This window comes from Micromonospora okii (assembly GCF_020884795.1).
Classification (GTDB): domain Bacteria; phylum Actinomycetota; class Actinomycetes; order Mycobacteriales; family Micromonosporaceae; genus Micromonospora; species Micromonospora okii.
Genome location: NZ_BBZF01000017.1, coordinates 288,866 through 305,493 on the forward strand (window position 1 = coordinate 288,866; position 16,628 = coordinate 305,493).

Annotated in this window: 12 protein-coding genes and 1 riboswitch; of the genes, 5 read left to right on the top strand and 7 right to left on the bottom strand. The window is 75.7% G+C overall.

The window, feature by feature from the left end; translation table 11 throughout:
- Positions 1-387: 387 nt before the first annotated feature.
- Positions 388-2,010, top strand: coding sequence for a chaperonin GroEL (gene groL, locus LPU43_RS15010; RefSeq protein ID WP_229401026.1), 1,623 nt, complete (start codon positions 388-390; stop codon positions 2,008-2,010).
- A 202-nt stretch (positions 2,011-2,212) separates the two neighbouring features.
- Here the strand turns inward: groL and LPU43_RS15015 are convergent, their stop codons facing one another.
- The 3 genes from LPU43_RS15015 to LPU43_RS15025 all read right to left on the bottom strand — a co-directional run bounded on the left by LPU43_RS15015 (position 2,213) and on the right by LPU43_RS15025 (position 6,377).
- Positions 2,213-2,458 (bottom strand): hypothetical protein, encoded by a 246-nt coding sequence (locus LPU43_RS15015; RefSeq protein WP_229401027.1) that lies wholly within the window; start codon positions 2,456-2,458, stop codon positions 2,213-2,215.
- Positions 2,459-2,649: 191 nt separating this feature from the next.
- Positions 2,650-3,741, bottom strand: a complete 1,092-nt coding sequence (locus tag LPU43_RS15020; protein WP_229401028.1) for a GNAT family N-acetyltransferase — start codon at positions 3,739-3,741, stop codon at positions 2,650-2,652.
- A gap of 119 nt (positions 3,742-3,860) precedes the next feature.
- Positions 3,861-6,377, bottom strand: a complete 2,517-nt coding sequence (locus LPU43_RS15025) for a S8 family serine peptidase (protein WP_229401029.1) — start codon at positions 6,375-6,377, stop codon at positions 3,861-3,863.
- Positions 6,378-6,440: 63 nt separating this feature from the next.
- Here LPU43_RS15025 and LPU43_RS15030 point away from each other — a divergent pair, with 63 nt between their 5' ends.
- Complete coding sequence (locus LPU43_RS15030) at positions 6,441-8,276, top strand: glycerol-3-phosphate dehydrogenase/oxidase (RefSeq protein ID WP_229401030.1); 1,836 nt, start codon at positions 6,441-6,443, stop codon at positions 8,274-8,276.
- Positions 8,277-8,325: 49 nt separating this feature from the next.
- Here LPU43_RS15030 and LPU43_RS15035 read toward each other — a convergent pair whose 3' ends face one another.
- Positions 8,326-9,726, bottom strand: a complete 1,401-nt coding sequence (locus LPU43_RS15035; protein WP_229401031.1) for an FAD-binding oxidoreductase — start codon at positions 9,724-9,726, stop codon at positions 8,326-8,328.
- A 145-nt stretch (positions 9,727-9,871) separates the two neighbouring features.
- Between LPU43_RS15035 and LPU43_RS15040 the strand changes: the two genes are divergently transcribed.
- Positions 9,872-11,089, top strand: coding sequence for an FUSC family protein (locus tag LPU43_RS15040; RefSeq protein ID WP_229401112.1), 1,218 nt, complete (start codon positions 9,872-9,874; stop codon positions 11,087-11,089).
- 71 nt (positions 11,090-11,160) lie between these two features.
- On the opposite strand, the gene LPU43_RS15045 is transcribed toward LPU43_RS15040, so the two are convergent.
- A complete protein-coding gene (locus LPU43_RS15045; RefSeq protein WP_229401032.1) occupies positions 11,161-12,417 on the bottom strand; it encodes an aminotransferase class V-fold PLP-dependent enzyme in 1,257 nt (418 codons plus the stop codon).
- Between the two features lie 48 nt (positions 12,418-12,465).
- Positions 12,466-12,585: riboswitch (SAM riboswitch) on the bottom strand.
- Positions 12,586-12,608: 23 nt separating this feature from the next.
- On the opposite strand from LPU43_RS15045, the gene LPU43_RS15050 reads away from it, so the two are divergent.
- Positions 12,609-14,174: a PrsW family intramembrane metalloprotease gene (locus LPU43_RS15050; protein ID WP_229401034.1), complete on the top strand. Its 1,566-nt coding sequence runs from the start codon at positions 12,609-12,611 to the stop codon at positions 14,172-14,174.
- 144 nt (positions 14,175-14,318) lie between these two features.
- Here the strand turns inward: LPU43_RS15050 and LPU43_RS15055 are convergent, their stop codons facing one another.
- Both LPU43_RS15055 and LPU43_RS15060 read right to left on the bottom strand, forming a co-directional pair.
- Positions 14,319-14,486 (bottom strand): hypothetical protein, encoded by a 168-nt coding sequence (locus tag LPU43_RS15055; protein WP_229401035.1) that lies wholly within the window; start codon positions 14,484-14,486, stop codon positions 14,319-14,321.
- A 275-nt stretch (positions 14,487-14,761) separates the two neighbouring features.
- On the bottom strand, positions 14,762-15,109 hold the full coding sequence (locus LPU43_RS15060) for a GroES family chaperonin (protein ID WP_229401037.1): 348 nt from the start codon (positions 15,107-15,109) through the stop codon (positions 14,762-14,764).
- A 140-nt stretch (positions 15,110-15,249) separates the two neighbouring features.
- Between LPU43_RS15060 and LPU43_RS15065 the strand changes: the two genes are divergently transcribed.
- Entirely contained in the window at positions 15,250-16,569 is a 1,320-nt protein-coding gene (locus LPU43_RS15065; protein ID WP_306416137.1) for an AI-2E family transporter, read from the top strand.
- Positions 16,570-16,628: the final 59 nt, after the last annotated feature.

The following is a 16,628-nucleotide window of genomic DNA, read 5'->3' on the forward strand; positions in this document are numbered from 1 at the left end:
GGCGGGCCCGAGACCGGACCACCCGCCCAGCCCGCCTGAGCTGCTGGCGGCCCCCGAGAACCGGCCGCCGCCGGTTGCCCGGGTCGCGCTGGTCAGCTTGGGCGCGAACCCCGCGAGACGCGGCATCGTGCTTGCACTCGGCAGGGGAGAGTGCTAAACAGGTTATTGGCACTCGCCTGGCGCGAGTGCCAATGGTCGGGGCGGTAGGGCCACGGTCGCCCGACGGTAATCCGTCGGGTGGCACATGGCCGGTCGTCGCGGGCTATCCGGCCCGGCCGGACGGACGTCGTCGTCGCCAGGTGGCGACGTCCCAAGGTGCGTACACCAGGCGGCCCATCCGGGACACACACTCGGGTGGCCCGTGAGTGTCCAGGAGGACAACGCCGTATGGCCAAGATGATCGCGTTCGACGAAGAGGCTCGCCGCGGCCTCGAGCGGGGCATGAACCAGCTCGCCGACGCCGTGAAGGTGACCCTCGGCCCCAAGGGCCGCAACGTCGTGCTCGAGAAGAAGTGGGGTGCCCCCACCATCACCAACGATGGTGTGAGCATCGCCAAGGAGATCGAGCTCGAGGACCCCTACGAGAAGATCGGCGCCGAGCTGGTCAAGGAGGTCGCCAAGAAGACCGACGACGTCGCCGGTGACGGCACGACGACGGCGACCGTCCTGGCCCAGGCCCTGGTCCGTGAGGGCCTGCGCAACGTGGCCGCCGGCGCCAACCCGATGGCCCTGAAGCGGGGCATCGAGGCCGCCGTGGCCAACGTCTCGGAGGAGCTGCTCAAGCTCGCCAAGGACGTGGAGACCAAGGAGCAGATCGCCTCCACCGCCTCCATCTCGGCCGGTGACACCAGCGTCGGCGAGATCATCGCCGAGGCGATGGACAAGGTCGGCAAGGAAGGCGTCATCACCGTCGAGGAGAGCAACACCTTCGGTCTGGAGCTGGAGCTCACCGAGGGCATGCGCTTCGACAAGGGCTACATCTCCGCCTACTTCATGACCGACCCGGAGCGTATGGAGGCCGTCTTCGACGACCCGTACCTCCTGATCGTCAACAGCAAGATCTCCTCGGTGAAGGACCTGCTCCCGATCCTGGAGAAGGTCATGCAGTCGGGCAAGCCGCTGCTGATCATCGCCGAGGACATCGAGGGCGAGGCCCTGGCCACCCTCGTCGTCAACAAGGTCCGCGGCACCTTCAAGTCGGTCGCCGTCAAGGCGCCGGGCTTCGGTGACCGTCGCAAGGCCATGCTGGCCGACATCGCCATCCTCACCGGTGGCCAGGTCATCAGCGAGGAGGTCGGCCTCAAGCTCGACGCCGTCGGCCTCGACATGCTGGGCCGCGCCCGCAAGGTCGTGGTGACCAAGGACGAGACCACCATCGTCGACGGTTCCGGCGACGCCGAGCAGATCCAGGGCCGGGTCAACCAGATCCGGGCCGAGATCGACAAGAGCGACTCCGACTACGACCGTGAGAAGCTGCAGGAGCGCCTGGCCAAGCTGGCCGGCGGTGTCGCGGTGATCAAGGTCGGCGCGGCCACCGAGGTCGAGCTGAAGGAGCGCAAGCACCGCATCGAGGACGCCGTCCGCAACGCGAAGGCCGCCGTCGAGGAGGGCATCGTCCCGGGTGGTGGCGTCGCGCTGGTGCAGGCCGGCAAGACCGCCTTCGACAAGCTGGACCTGGCCGGCGACGAGGCGACCGGCGCGCAGATCGTGAAGATCGCGCTGGACGCCCCGCTGCGGCAGATCGCCGTCAACGCCGGCCTCGAGGGTGGCGTCGTCGTCGAGCGCGTCCGCAACCTGGACGCCGGTCACGGCCTCAACGCCGCCAGCGGCGAGTACGTCGACCTGCTGGCCGCGGGCATCATCGACCCGGCCAAGGTGACCCGCTCGGCGCTGCAGAACGCCGCGTCGATCGCGGCGCTCTTCCTCACCACCGAGGCCGTCGTCGCCGACAAGCCGGAGAAGGCCCCGGCCGCCCCGGCGGGCCCGGGCGGCGGGGACATGGACTTCTGAGTCCAGCCCCACCAGTACGCCGAGAGGGGGCGGGCCGCGTCAGCGGCCCGCCCCCTCCGTCGTCTCGCCCCCCCGCAGCGCAGCCGGCCGTGGCCTCGTTCCCGCCGGCGCTGCGTCATCCCCGCGGGCAGTGGCGCTGTCCCCGCCGGCCGCGCCTCTTCCCCGCCGGCGCTGCGTCGTCCCGCCGGCCGTGCCCGGCCCGTCACGTCGGCAGGGGTCGTTGGTTGCGCTGCTTCCGGCCCCGGTCGTAGGGCGGGTGGATGCGCAGCGGCTCGTCCACCAGGGCCACCGGCTCCTCGACCGGGGGCGCGTCGACCCCCGTCATCTCCGCGAGCTGCTCGGCGTCGCCGTAGTCCAGCCGGTCGAACGGCAGTTGCCCCGGGATCTCCTCGACCGGCACCCAGGCGATGGGTCGAGTGCCGTCGGTCTCCTCGTCGTCCGTGGTCATGACCGCCTCCTCTAACCAGACGGTAGGGGGCCGTCGATGCGGGGGCAGCCGAACGGCGCTATGCGGATCGCTGCCCGTTCTGCTCGATCTGCCCCGGATCGCGGTCGGTCATGCAACTTCGTCCTTCGGCCAGGGGCGTCGGCCGGCGGCACCCCTGCCCAGCCCCGTCCGGGCCGTTCTTGCCCCGCCGTTCAGCCCCCGACCGGCGGGAGCGCCTTGCGGTACAGGAAGAAGACCCGCTCGATCCGGGCACCCGCGCTGCGCGAGTAGAACGGCACCGGGCCCACCCAGCCGATCTGGGCGGTCTTCACCCCTTCGGCCCGCTGGTCGCGCAGGCACCGGCGCAGCAGCACCCCGCCGATCCCCGTACCCTCGGCCTCCGGCGCGGTGCCCATCGGCCCGAACCAGCTCGGCCGGGACGAGCCCCAGGCGGCGAAGCCGAGGACCGCGCCGTCCCGCTCCGCCAGGTGTGCCCCCGCGCCGGGCCGCCCCACCGAGCCGGCCAGCTCGCCGTCCCACGCGCCGCCGAAGGTGGACCGGGCGAACGCGACCAGCGCCGGCAGGTCCGCCGGCTCCGCGCGCCGCACGGTGATCCCCCGCTCGGCCAGCCGCCGCTCCGCCGGCTCCGTCGTCCGCAGTGCCGGCGATTCGTCGTACGACAGGTCGGCGGTCATGTTCCAGGCGGTACGGTCCTGCCGGTAGCCCAGCGCCAGCGCGGCGCAGACCGCCGGGGTGTACCGCACGTCGATCCCCGGCCAGACGTAGTACGGCGGATTGCCGGCGAGCAGCACCTCCGTCGCGCCGCGCTCGGCGAGCCCGCGCTCGGCCCGGGCGAGCAGGGCCCGGCCGACCCCGCGGCGGCGCAGCTCCGGGGCCACCGCGACCAGGTCGACGTGCCCGACCACGGGCTCCGCCGTGGCGAGCGAGGCGATCAGCACCCCGACCGGCTCCGCCCCCCGGTACGCGACCAGCCCCAGCACCGTCCGGTCGGCCGAGGCGCGGGTGTGGAGGGTGTCCACGAGGGCCGCCGCCTCGGCCGAGTCCTCGGGCAGGTCGAGGGCCCGCCGGCACAGGTCGACCACGGCGGGCAGCGCGCCCGGGGTCAGCTCGGCCAGGGTCAGCCCGTCCGGGGCCGGTCCGCCCGGGACCGGCGATCCTGCGCCCGGTGCGCCCGGCGCCGGCGCGCCCGGGCCCGGCTGACCCGGGGTCAGCGATCCTGGGGCCGATTCACCCGGGGTCGGCTCGACCGTCGTCGGCTCGGCCGGAAAACTCTCCGCGTCCATGGTCGCCGACCCTAGACGACCGCCGTCGCCCGGCACACCCCCCGCCTGGTCCCGCCGGGGACAGGGGCGTGAGAAGGGAACCCTTCTCTACCGTATGCGTTAACAAGGGGCCCTTCCTTTCACCCGAGGGCGGCGCGGACGGCCGCGTACGCGTCGACCATGCCCGCGCCCGCGACGTTCGCCCCGCCCCCGCAGGAATCCCCCGGGTCGTCCGAGCGGGGAGCCGGCGCGATCGGCACGGCGGTGTCGCGCAGGATGCGGCGGGTGCGCTCCAGGTCGCCGACCAGGGCCGGGTTCGCCGACCACATCAGCGCCACCACCCCCGCCACCTGCGGGGTCGCCATCGAGGTGCCGTCCAGCGTGGCGTACCCGCCGCCCGGCATCGCGGAGAGCACCCCCGCGCCCGGGGCGACCACGTCCGGCTTCGACGCGCCGGGCACGGGCCCCCGGCTGGAGAAGGGGGCGATCCGGCGCTGCCGGTCCACCGCCCCGACGGTGACCACGTCCGGGTACACCGCCGGCGGGTCCTCGATCGACCCGCAGTACGGGCCGGTGTTGCCGGCCGCCGCGACGACGAGGATGCCGGCCGCGTCCAGCGCCGCCGTCGCCGACCGCAGCGCCGCCGGGTCGCAGCCCTCGATCGGCGGGCAGCCCCAGGAGTTCGTGAGCACCTGCGGGGCCCGTTCCGGCCGCCCGTCGGTGAACGGGTCGCCGCCGGCGGGGAACGGGGCCAGCATGAACTGGAGGCAGTCGAGGTAGCGGGCCGGGCTGCCGAGGTTGCGGGCCAGGTTGACGCAGCCGACCCAGCTCGCCCCGGGGGCCACCCCGATGCCGTCGCGCCCGACGGCGCTGCCCGCCGTGTGGGTGCCGTGCCCGCCCTGGTCGGTCGGGGCGGTAGTGCCGTCCCACGGGTCGTACCAGGAGTCGTCGCCGCCCCGGAAGCCGGCGGACAGCGTGGGGTGCCGCCCGTCGACCCCCGAGTCCGAGCTGCCGACCACGATGCCGGCCCCGGTCACCCCGAGCTGCGACCAGACCCGGTCGGCGCGGATCAGCGAGACGTTCCAGGTCGGGCCGCCGGGTGCCGGCTCGTCGCCCCTGCTGGTCGGCGCGGGGGCCGGCAGGGGGCGCAGCCGCTGGCTGAGCAGCACCCGGTCCACCTCGGGCCGCCGGGACAGCCAGGCCCGCACGGCCGGGCCGCCGTCCACCTCGATCGCGTTGACCAGGTAGTACGGCGTCGGGTCGAGCCGCAGCCGGGCCAGGTCGCGGCGCAGGTCGGCCTGGGTGCGCGCGGCGGTGTCGACCAGCCGCCGGTACACCTCCCGGGCCCGGGCGTCCCGTCCCGCCTGCCCGGGTGCCCCGGCGGGGATGCCGCCCAGGTCGGCCTGCTCGCGCAGCACCACCAGCAGCCGCTCGCCGTGCGAGCCGGGCTGGCCCGGCCCGGCGTAGACGACGGCGGCCACGGCGAACAGGAGCGCGGCGGTCGCCGCCGCGACCGGTCGGCCGGGCGTGCGACCGCCGGGGCGGGCCAGCAGCACGCCGTACGCGACGGAGAGCACCGCGGCCACCGCGAGCCCGGCGGCGGCGGTGAGCGCCACCCAGTACGGCACGTCCCGGGTCGCCGCCAGGACCAGGGTGATCTCCTCCGGGTCGGCGAATGCCAGCGGCCCGAACACGCCGAGCCCGACCAGCCAGCGGGCCGGGCCGGGGCCGGTGACGCCGCCCGAGCGGGCGGCCGGGGCCTGGAGGGCGGCCAGCGCGAAGCCGAGCGGCGGCAGGGTCAGCAGGGCGGGAAGCTGCGCGCCGGACTGCCCGGTGCCGGCGGCGACCAGCAGCAGCGCCACCCCGGCGACCAGGCCGCCGAGCAGCACCAGCCGGGCCGGCCGGGCCGGGCGCCCGACCGTGAAGTGGGACCAGAACCGGCCGTCGAGCAGCGCCCCGACCAGCACGCCGACGGCCGCCGCCGCGAGCGCCGCGAGGACGGTCTCCAGCGGCCCGCCGAGCGCCCCGAGCCACGCCCAGGGCAGCAGGGCCGCCAGCCCGGCGGCCACCGCCAGCAGGGTCGCCGCGCCCGGCCGCCGCGCCCGTGGCCGGTCAACGGCGGGCTCGCCGCCCGCACCCGGTGCCGCGCCTCCGGCCGGCATCCAGGCGGCGGCCGGCCGGTCTCCGGGGGCCGGCGGGGCCGGGGCGTCGCCCCGGGGGAGCCGGCCGAGCACCACGGCGAGCAGGGCGGCCGTGGCCGCCAGCGCGGCCAGGTACGCCTCGTGGTGCGCCGGCGGCAGGGCGCGCAGCAGCGTGAGCGCCCCGAGGGCGAGCAGCCCGCCGAGCCAGGCCCGGCCGGTGGCCCGCACCGCCCCGGGGCGGGGCAGCAGGGCCAGCAGCAGCACCGGGACGCCGGCCAGCAGGAGGGTGACCACGGCCGCCACCGGCCACAACCAGGCCGCCCGGCTCAACCCGCTGAGCATCATGAACTGATCGGCCACCCAGCCGACCAGCTCGGCGGGGACGGTGACCGCGACCGCCCAGCAGCCGACCAGCACCGCCGCCACCACCGGCCACGGGCCGGGGCGGGCCGGCGGGGGGCCCGGCACGGGCGGGGGGAAGGGACGACCTGCGAACGGTGGGGGACCGACCTCCATCCCCAGACAGTACGGCGCGACCGCGACATGCCGTCGTAGCACCGTGGCGGCTACCGTGGACGGGTGCGCGACCCCAACGTCTCCCGAACCGTCGCCGGCCGGCTCTCCCCGCAACGCCGCGCCGAGGACCTGCGGCGACTACGTGCCGAGCAGTTCGACGTCCTGGTCATCGGCGGTGGCGTCACCGGCGCGGGGGCGGCGCTGGACGCCGCCTCCCGGGGGTTGAAGGTGGCCCTCGTGGAGGCCCGCGACTACGCCGCCGGCACCTCCAGCCGGTCGAGCAAGCTGATCCACGGGGGCCTGCGCTACCTGGAGCAGTTGGAGTTCCACCTGGTCCACGAGGCGCTCACCGAGCGGGGGCTGCTCGCCACCCGGCTCGCCCCGCACCTGGTCCGGCCGGTGCCGTTCCTGGTCCCGCTCCCCGCCGGCCGGGGTGCCCGGGCCCTGCCGGGGCGCACGTTCCGCCGGTCCTACTACGGCCTCGGCGTGGCCGCGTACGACGCGTTCGCCGGGCTGTTCGGGGGCGGGCGGGGGATGCCGCTGCACCGGCACCTGACCCGGGAGGGGGCGCGGCGGGTCTTCCCGAGCCTGCGCGCCGACGGGCTGGCCGGGGCCATCCGCTACTACGACGGGCAGGTCGACGACGCCCGGCTGGTGGTCACCCTGGCCCGTACCGCGGCCAGCCTCGGCGCGACCGTGGTCAACAGCGCCCGCGCGGTCGGCCTGGTCCGGCAGGCCCGCGAGGTGACCGGGGTCCGGGTCCGCGACCTGGAGGCCCCGCCCGGCTCGCCGGATGCCGAGTTCGAAGTGCGGGCCCGGACGGTCGTCGCCGCGACGGGCGTGTGGAGCGACGACATGTCCCGGATGCTCGACGACGTCGGGCTGCGCCCCGGCTTCCGGGTCCGGGCCTCCAAGGGCGTGCACCTCGTGGTGCCCCGCTCGGCGATCACCGGCGAGGCCGGGCTGATCCTGCGCACCGCCACCAGCGTCCTGTTCGTGATCCCGTGGGGCGGCCACTGGATCATCGGCACCACCGACACCGACTGGCGGCTCGACCGGTCCCACCCGGCCGCCTCCGCCCACGACATCGCCTACCTGCTGGAGCAGGTCAACACGGTGCTGGACCGGCCGCTGACCACCGCCGACATCGAGGGCGTGTACGCCGGGCTGCGCCCGCTGCTGGCCGGCGAGGCGGACTCCACCTCGAAGCTGTCCCGGGAGCACGCGGTGATCGAGCCGATGCTCGGGCTGCTGCTGGTCGCCGGGGGCAAGTACACGACGTACCGGGTGATGGCCTCCGACGTGATCGACCGGGCCGCCCACCGGCTCGGCGGGGTCCGCCCGTCCCGCACCGCCGACCTGCCGCTGCTGGGGGCCGACGGGTACGCGGCGATGTGGCGGGACCGGGCCGGCCTGGCCCGCCGCCACGGGGTGCCGGTCGGGGTGGTCGAGCACCTGCTGGAGCGGTACGGCACCCTGACCCTCGACCTGCTGGCCCTGGTCGACGCGGACCCGCTGCTGGCCGCCCCGCTGGCCGGCGCGCCGGAGTACCTGGCGGCCGAGGTGGCGTACGCGGCCCGCGCCGAGGGGGCGCTGCACCTGGAGGACGTGCTCACCCGGCGTACCCGGATCTCCTTCGAGACCGCCCACCGCGGCCTGGCCTCCGCCGAGCACGCCGCGGAGCTGATGGGCGCGGTGCTGGGCTGGGACGCCGCGACCCGGGCGCGGGAGGTCACGCACTACCGGGCCCGGGTGGAGGCGGAGCGGGAGTCCCAGCTCATGCCGGACGACGCGACCGCCGACGCCGCGCGGCTCGGCGCGCCCGACGTGCGGGGCTTCGCGCCGGACCGGGGCGTCGACGACGACCCCGTCGGGCTGCCGTCGTCCTCCCGCAGCTAGCCGGCCGGCCCGGCCGCCGCCCGGCGGCGACCCGGCCGGGCGCGGGCCCTCAGAGCACCTTGCCGGGGTTGAACAGCCCCTCCGGGTCCAGCGCCGCCTTGATCGCCTGGTGCACCCGCACCCCGACCGGCCCGATCTCCCGGGCCAGCCAGTCCCGCTTGAGCAGCCCCACCCCGTGCTCGCCGGTGCAGGTGCCGCCCAGCTCCAGGCCGAGCCGCATGATCTCGTCGAAGGCCCGCCGCCCCCGCTCCAGGCTCGCCGGGTCGGCGCGGTCGACCACGATGTTCGGGTGCATGTTGCCGTCCCCGGCGTGCCCCACCACACCGATCGGCACCCCGCACTCGGCGGCGACGCGGGCCACCCCGTCGAGCAGGGCGGCGAGCGAACCCCGGGGGACGGCCACGTCGTCGATGATCAGCCCGCCGTTCCCGCCCGGGTACGCCTCGGCCGCGAACCGCTCCATCGCCGGGTGGGCCATCCGGCGGGCCTGCAAGAGGGCCGCCGCCTCCACGGCGTCGCTGGCCGCGTAGACCTCGTCGGCCCCGGCGGCCTCGCACACCTCGGCGATGCGGGCCAGGTCGTCGGCGGCCCGCGAGCCGGTGTCCACGGCGGCCAGCAGCAGCGCCTGCGCGTCGGTGCGCAACCCCATCGGCCGGTACGCCTCGATCGCCCGCAGGTGGGTGCGGTCGAGCAGCTCCAGCAGGCTCGGGGCGAGGCCCTTGGCGGCGATCTGGGCCACCGCCGCGCCGGCCTCCGCCGTCGAGTCGAACACCGCGACGAGGGTCAGGGACTCCTCCGGGGCGGGCCGCAGCGCCACGGTCACCTCGGTGACCACCCCGAGGGTGCCCTCCGAGCCGACGAAGAGCCGGGTCAGGTCGTACCCGGCGACCCCCTTGGCGGTGCGCCGGCCGGTGCGCAGCACCTCGCCGGAGGCGAGCACCACCTCCAGGCCGAGCACGTACTCGGTGGTCACGCCGTACTTCACGCAGCACATGCCGCCGGCGTTGGTGGAGACGTTGCCGCCGATCGTCGACGACTCCCAGGAGCCCGGGTCCGGCGGGTAGTACAGCCCCTCCCGGCGCACCGCGCCGGCCAGCGTCGCGTTCACCACGCCGGGCTGGACGACGGCGATGCGGCTCACCGGGTCGATCTCCAGGATGCGGTCCATCGCCACGGTGCTCAGCACCACCGCGTCGGCCACGGAGTTCGCCGCGCCGGCGAGCCCCGTGCGCGCGCCCTGGGGCACCAGCGGCGCGCCGTGCCGCGCCGCCGCCCGCACCACGGCCGACACCTCCTCCGTGGTGCGCGGCCGGACCACCACCAGCGGCGTCGCCGAGGCGCACAGGTCCGCCTCGTCGCGCTCGTGCATCCGCAGCAGGTCCGGGTCGGTCAGGACGGCGTCGTCGCCGAGGGCGGCGCGCAGGTCGGCGAGGAGGGGGGAAGTTGCCACGCAGCAGAGGCTAACCCTCCGGCGGACGTCGGTCACCCGGTCGGGACCCCGCCCGGGGCGCGAGGATTCACCGTTGCCACGGCGGGTAGTCCGCGCCATGGCCGTGGCCCGGGACCGCCGAGCGTCGTTGCTGCGGCGCGTCGGGATGCACGGGCGGGTGACGGACCTCGACTCGGCGCGGATCACGTCGGCGTTGGAGGAACTGCGGCACCGGAGCCGGGACACCCTGCACGACCGCCTGCACCGGGTCCGGATGACGGCCGGCCTGGCCGTCCAGGCCGGGCTCGCCGCCGCACTGTCGTGGGTCGTGGCGTACCAGTTCCTGAAGAACCCGCAGCCGGTCTTCGCGCCGATCTCGGCGGTCGGCACCCTGGCCGCGTCGGTCGGCCAGCGGCTGCGCCGGACCGTCGAGCTGATCGTCGGGGTGGCGGTCGGGGTGTTCCTCGGCGACGCGCTGATCTACTTCGTCGGCACCGGCCCCTGGCAGCTCGGAACGGTGGTGACGGGGGCGATCCTGCTGACCATCTTCTTCGGCGGGAGCGTGGCGATCGTCATGCAGGCCGCCGCGACCGCCGTGCTGATCGTTACCCTCACTCCGTCGACCGCCAACCTGGAGATACCGCGCTTCATCGACGCTGGCGTCGGCGGCGGGATCGCGCTGCTGGTCACGGCGGTCCTGCTGCCGCTGAACCCGCTACGGGTGATCAACCGGGCCGCCCGGCCGGCGCTGGACCTGCTCTCCGATCAGCTCGACGTCGCGGCCGTGGCGCTGCGCGACGGGGACCGGGCCGCCGCCCAGCAGGCCCTGGAACGGCTGCGGGAGAACAAGGAGGAGCTGGCCACCCTCGTCGAGGCGATCGAGGGGGCGAAGGAGACAACCACCCTCTCCCCGGCCCGCTGGCGTCGCCGCGACGTGCTGACCCACTATGCCGAGGCGGCCGACCCGATCGACCGGGCGATGCGCAACAGCGGCACCCTCATCCGGCGCGCGGTGACCATGATCGAGGACGGCGAGCCGGTGCCGGAACCGTTGCCCGACGCGGTGGCCCACCTCGCCGAGACGGTCCGGCTGCTCCGGCACGAGTTCGCGGTCGGGGCGGAGCCGGAGGACGCCCGGGAACGGTCCCTGCGCGCGGTCAGCGAGGCCGGCCGGGCGTACGCGCAGGGGGTCGGCTTCTCCGGCAGCGTGGTGGTCGCGCAGGTGCGCACCACCGCCAGCGACCTGCTGGTCGCCTCCGGCATCGACCAGGAGGAGGCGAACCGGCTGATCCGACAGTCCTTCGGCGAGCAGGAGCGGCCGAGCGGGGGCCCGGTCGAGCGCACCGGCGCCCCGAAGCCCCCCACCACCCCGCCGCTCGGCTGAGCGACGGGGCCGCCCGGGACCGGGCGGCGGGCCCGCCGAGGGCCGCGAGGCGGGGGAGGGGACCGGGCGGCTCAGCCCAGCTCCGCCAGGGCAGCGAGGAGACGGTCGACGTGCGCGGCGGTGCTCCCCAGGCCGATGCTCGCCCGCAGGGCGGTCGGCGGCAGGTCCGTCCGCCCGCCGCGCGCCGCCGCCTCGGCGAGCAGGCGCCGGGCCAGCGGGTGGGCGCAGAACAGCCCGTCGCGGACCCCGATGTCGTGCCGGGCGGCCAGCTCCGCGGCCACGTCGCCGGAGTCCCGGCCCGGCAGCACGAACGACACGATGCCGACCCGGGGCGCATCCGGACCGAAGGTGCGCAGCTCCACCACGTGCGGCAGGGCGGCCAGGCCTTCCCGCAGCCGGGTCAGCAGGGCCTGCTCGGTGGCGTGCAGCGCGGCCCGGTCCTCGTCGGCCAGCGCCGCGCAGACCGCCGCGAGGGCGACCGCGCCGAGCAGGTTGGGGGTGCCCGCCTCGTGCCGGGCCGGCCCGCTGGCCCAGCGCACGTCGTGGGTGGCCGAGCCGACGTGGCTGGTCGCTCCCCCACCGGCCAGGTACGGCGGGGCCGCGTCCAGCCAGTCGCCGCGCCCGAGCAGAACCCCCGCGCCGAACGGCGCGTACAGCTTGTGCCCGGAGACGGCCAGGTAGTCCACGTCGAGCGCGGCCACGTCGACCGGGGCGTGCGGGGCGAGCTGCGCGGCGTCCACCGCGATCCGGGCGGCGTGCCGGCGGGCCACCAGGGCCAGCTCGGCCACCGGCCAGCGCTCCCCGGTGACGTTGCTCGCCCCGGTCACCGCGACCAGCACCGGCGGGTTGGCGTGGGTGCCCCGGCGCAGCTCGGTGAGCGCGGCGTCGAGCGCCCGGACCGCCCCGGCCGGGCTCTCCGGCACCGGCAGCCGCACCGAGCCGCGCGGCCAGGGGAGCAGGTTGGCGTGGTGCTCCCCGGCGAACGTCACCACCGTCGTGCCGGGCGGCAGACAGCGGGCCAGCAGGTTCAGGGCGTCGGTGGTGTTGCGGGTGAACACCACGTGGTCGCCGGGCCGGGCGCCGAAGAAGTCGCCGATCGTCTGCCGGGCCCGCTCGTAGGCGAGGGTGCAGCGCCGCGACAGCGCCCCGGCGCCGCGGTGCACGCTGGCGTACCAGGGGAGCAGTTCGGTCACCGCGTCGGCCGCGGCCCGCGCACACGGCGCGCTGGCGGCGTAGTCGAGGTTGACCTGCCCCGGCACGCCGAGCACGTCGAGCGGCCGGGGCGGCGCGGGCAGCGGGGTGATCGGGGGTACGAGGGTGAGGGTCATGGCCGACCTCCGGGTCCGGGGACCCCGGGGTGACGCCCACCGGGACGGGGTCCGCGCTTGCCCAGCGCCGGACGGGGCTGGGCCCGGTCATCACCCGGGGCACCCCACCGCGAACTCGACGAGGGTTGCCGGCCAGCAAGCCGGGGCTTCGCGCTGGCACTCGTGACCTGACGACAGGATAACGCTGCCCGATGCGGCCGGAGCGACCGGCCGGGGGTGACTACGCTGACGGAATGGCCGACACCCCACCCGGCGGCGCCCCTGCGCCGTCGTGGCACGCGCCCGACGTCCCCGCGCCGGACGGCGGGGCCGCCCCGCGGATGCCGCTGCGCCGGCCGGGCTGGCGGCGCATCCTGGTGCTGGCGTTGGCGGTGCTGCTGATCGCCGGCTGCGCGGTCTACATGCTCTTCGTGCTCGGCTCCAACCTCGGGGCGCAGGCGCTGCTGATCGGCGTGGTCGCCGCGATCCTGCCGGTGCCAGTGCTGGTCACCTGCTTCCTCTGGCTCGACCGGTACGAGCCGGAGCCGCTGAAGTACCTGATCTTCTGCTTCGCCTGGGGCGCGTTCGTCTCCACGGCCGCCTCGCTGACCGTCAACGGGTTCTTCTCCGACCGGTTCGCCGACTGGGGGCTGCCCGACGCGCTGACCGCGGTGCTGGTCGCCCCGTTCATCGAGGAGCTGACCAAGGCGCTCGGCCCGATCCTGCTGCTGATCTTCCGCCGGCGGGAGTGGTCGGGGATCACCGACGGCCTGGTCTACTGCGGGCTCTCCGCGGTCGGCTTCGCGATGGTGGAGAACATCCTCTACCTGGGCGGCTACGGCTACGCCTCCGGCGTCGACGAGTACGGCCCGGCGACCGGGGCGCAGCAGGTCTTCGCCATCTTCATCGTGCGGATCCTGCTCTTCGGCTTCGCCCACCCGCTGTTCACCTCGATGACCGGGGTGGGGCTCGGCATCGCCGCCCGGACCGCCGACCGCCGGGTGCGCTTCCTCGCCCCGGTCGCCGGCCTGCTGCTGGCGATGATGCTGCACGGCACCTGGAACCTGCTGCCCTCGCTGGCCCAGGCCACCGGGGAGGCCATGATCGCCCTCTACGGCTATCTCGGGGTGATGGTGCCGATCTTCTTCGCGATGGTCGGGCTCGCGGTCTGGTTGCGCGGCTGGGAGGGGCGGCTGACCGAGCGCACCCTGCCCGACTACGTGCGCGCGGGGTGGCTGACCCCGCCCGAGGTGGCGGCGCTGGGCAGCCTGGGCCGGCGGCACGCCGCCCGGACCTGGGCCCGCCGGGTGGCCGGCGACGGGGGGCTGCGGGCGATGCGGGGCTACCAGTTCTCCGCCACCCGGCTGGCGCTGCTGCGCGACGGGATGCGCCGGGGGCTGGACCGCCGACCGGCCGACCGGGAGCGGACCGCCCGGGAGGAACGGGAACTGCTCGACGCGATCGTCGCGTACCGGTCGTTCTTCGCCGGGCGCGACCCGCAGGCCCCGGCCGGGCACTGGGACGGCCACCGCTACCACCTGCGGTTCCCCGACGGCTCGCACCGGGCGGTCGACGCCCCGGACGAGCCGGTGGTGCCGATCCCGGTGGTCCTCGCCCCGCCGTCCCCGGCCGGCTACGGCCCCCCGGCCGGTTACGGCCCGGCCGGTTACGGTCCGGGCGGCTACGGTCCCCCCGGCGGTCACACTCCGGGCGGCTACGGTCCGCCCGGCTGGCCCGGCCACCACCCGGCCGCCCCCTGGCCCCCGCGCGCCGGGTGACCCTGGCCTCCCGCGCGTCGGGCGGCGTTGGCCTTCCGTGCGTCGGCCGCCCCCTGGCCCCCGCGCGCCGGGCGGCGTTGGCCTCCCGCGCGTCGGGTGTCGCCGGCTTCCCGCGCGTCGGGCGACGGTGGGGCCGGGGTCAGCTCAGGCGACCAGGCCGGTGAGGAAGTCGCCGATGCCCTGGGCCATCGCCATCAGACCCGCCCCGATCGCCCTGCACATCCGCGCCGCGCTGTCCGGCCGGAACGCCACGAAGTAGATCAGGAACGCGACGCTTCCCCAGAGCAGCACCTTCTTGACGAATACCGGCACGATCCCTCCCCAGGGCGCTGGACGTGCCTGGCTTCCCGCCGCCGACAGCCGCAAACGGCACGCCGCCGACCGGGACGGTGGCCACGCAGGCCGGGACGCGGCCCAGGGGAGAGGCGTTGATCCCCTGGTCAGAGGGTCAGCCGGCCGATCTGCGCGATCCTCCAACCCACGCCAGGCTTCAGCGGCTGGGCCTGCGGTTCCGGCCGACATGACCTGCGGCCAACTGTTAAGAGGGGGCCCCTGCTCTACCGAAAGCGTTAACAGGGGGCCCTTCCTTACAAGTAGAGGCCCGTGGAGCCCGTGCTCTCCGTCTCGACGCGCTCGGCGGCGACGGCGTGCACGTCCCGCTCGCGCAGCAGGACGTACCCCCGGCCGTGCAGCTCGACCTCGGAGCGGTCGTCGGGGTCGAAGAGGACCCGGTCGCCGGAGACGATCGAGCGGACGTGCGGACCCACCCCCACGGCGGTCGCCCAGGCCAGGCGCTTGCCGACGGCGGCGGTCGCCGGGATCACGATGCCGGCGGTGGAGCGGCGCTCACCCTCGCTCCCCTCCGTCTTGACCAGCACACGGTCGTGCAGCAGGCGGATCGGCAGGCCGGCGTCGAGATTCTGGTCGGCGGTCACGACGGAACGGTACCGCGTCCGCCCGTGGTCGTCCCTCGGTGGTTACACGGTCGCGGGCCGGGGCAATGTGTGGCGGGTCCGCCCTAGGGTGGGGACGACGGACTTGTCCTGTCTGCCCTGCTCGGGGCGGGCGGGCCCTGATGCGGGAGGTGCGCTTGAGCCGTTTCGAGCGGGTACGCGGCCGGCTCCGCCGCGCGTACGAGGCGGGACGTGAGTCGGTGCGGCGCGGCCGTGCCGGCGCGGCCGGGGTCGACCCGCCGGAGGGGGCGGGGGTGGCCACGCCGAGTTCGCCGGGGCCGGCGGCGTCGCCGTCGGCGACGGTGGTCGGCGCCGAGCAGCCCGCCGCGCTGCACAACTCCACCGCCAGCCGCGACGACGCCGACGTGCCGCACGCGCTGCGGATCGGCGCCGCCTGGTCGTGGCGCCTCATCGTCATCGGCGTCGTGGCCTGGGCGCTGCTGAAGATCGTCGCCACCATCAGCATCGTGGTCATTCCGCTGGCCGTCGCGCTGCTGCTCTCGGCGCTGCTCGCGCCGGCCGTCGGCTGGCTGCTGCGGGCGCGCTTCCCCCGTTCGCTGGCCACGGCGGTGGTGCTGGTCGGCGGCCTGGCCGCCGTCATCGGCACGCTCACGCTCGTGGTGAACGAGTTCATCCAGGGCGTGCCGGAGCTGAGCAAGAAGTCGTCGGAGGGCGTGCGACAGATTCAGGACTGGCTGAAGACCGGGCCGCTGCACCTCTCCGACAGCCAGCTCAACCGGTACATCGACGAGGCGCAGGCCTGGATCAACAACAACACCGAGCGGTTCACCAGCGGGGCCGTCTCCACCGCGGCCACCCTCGCCGAGGTGCTGACCGGCACCGTGCTGGTCCTGTTCGCCACGTTCTTCTTCCTGCGCGACGGCAGCCGGATCTGGCGTTTCCTCGTCCGGCTGCTGCCGGTGGCCGCCCGGTGGAAGGTCGACGACGCCGGCCGGGCGTCGTGGGAGACGCTGGTGGCCTACGTCCGGGCCACGGTGCTGGTCGCGTTCATCGACGCCGTCGGCATCGGCATCTTCCTGGTCGTCTTCGACATCCCGTTCGCGTTTCCGCTGGCCGCGCTGGTCTTCCTGGGGGCGTTCATCCCGATCGTCGGCGCGACGCTCTCCGGCGGCGTGGCGGTGCTGGTCGCGCTGGTCGACAGCGGCCCGGTGACCGCGCTGATCATCCTCGGTGTGGTGATCGGCGTGCAGCAGGTCGAGGGGCACGTCCTCCAGCCGTTGATCATGGGCCGCGCGGTGGCCCTCCATCCGCTCGGGGTGATCATCGGTCTCGCGGCGGGCGTGGTGCTCGCCGGGATCACCGGCGCGCTGGTCTCGGTGCCGCTGATCGCGGTGCTCAACACGGCCGTGCGCCGGCTCGCCGCGCGTACCGTGCCGGACACCCCGCCGGACGCCGTGGTCGTCGCCTCGCGGACCCCCTGACCGCCCCGGCCGAGCCGGCGGGCCGACTCCCGCCGAGCCGTCCGGGTCCGCGCCCGCCC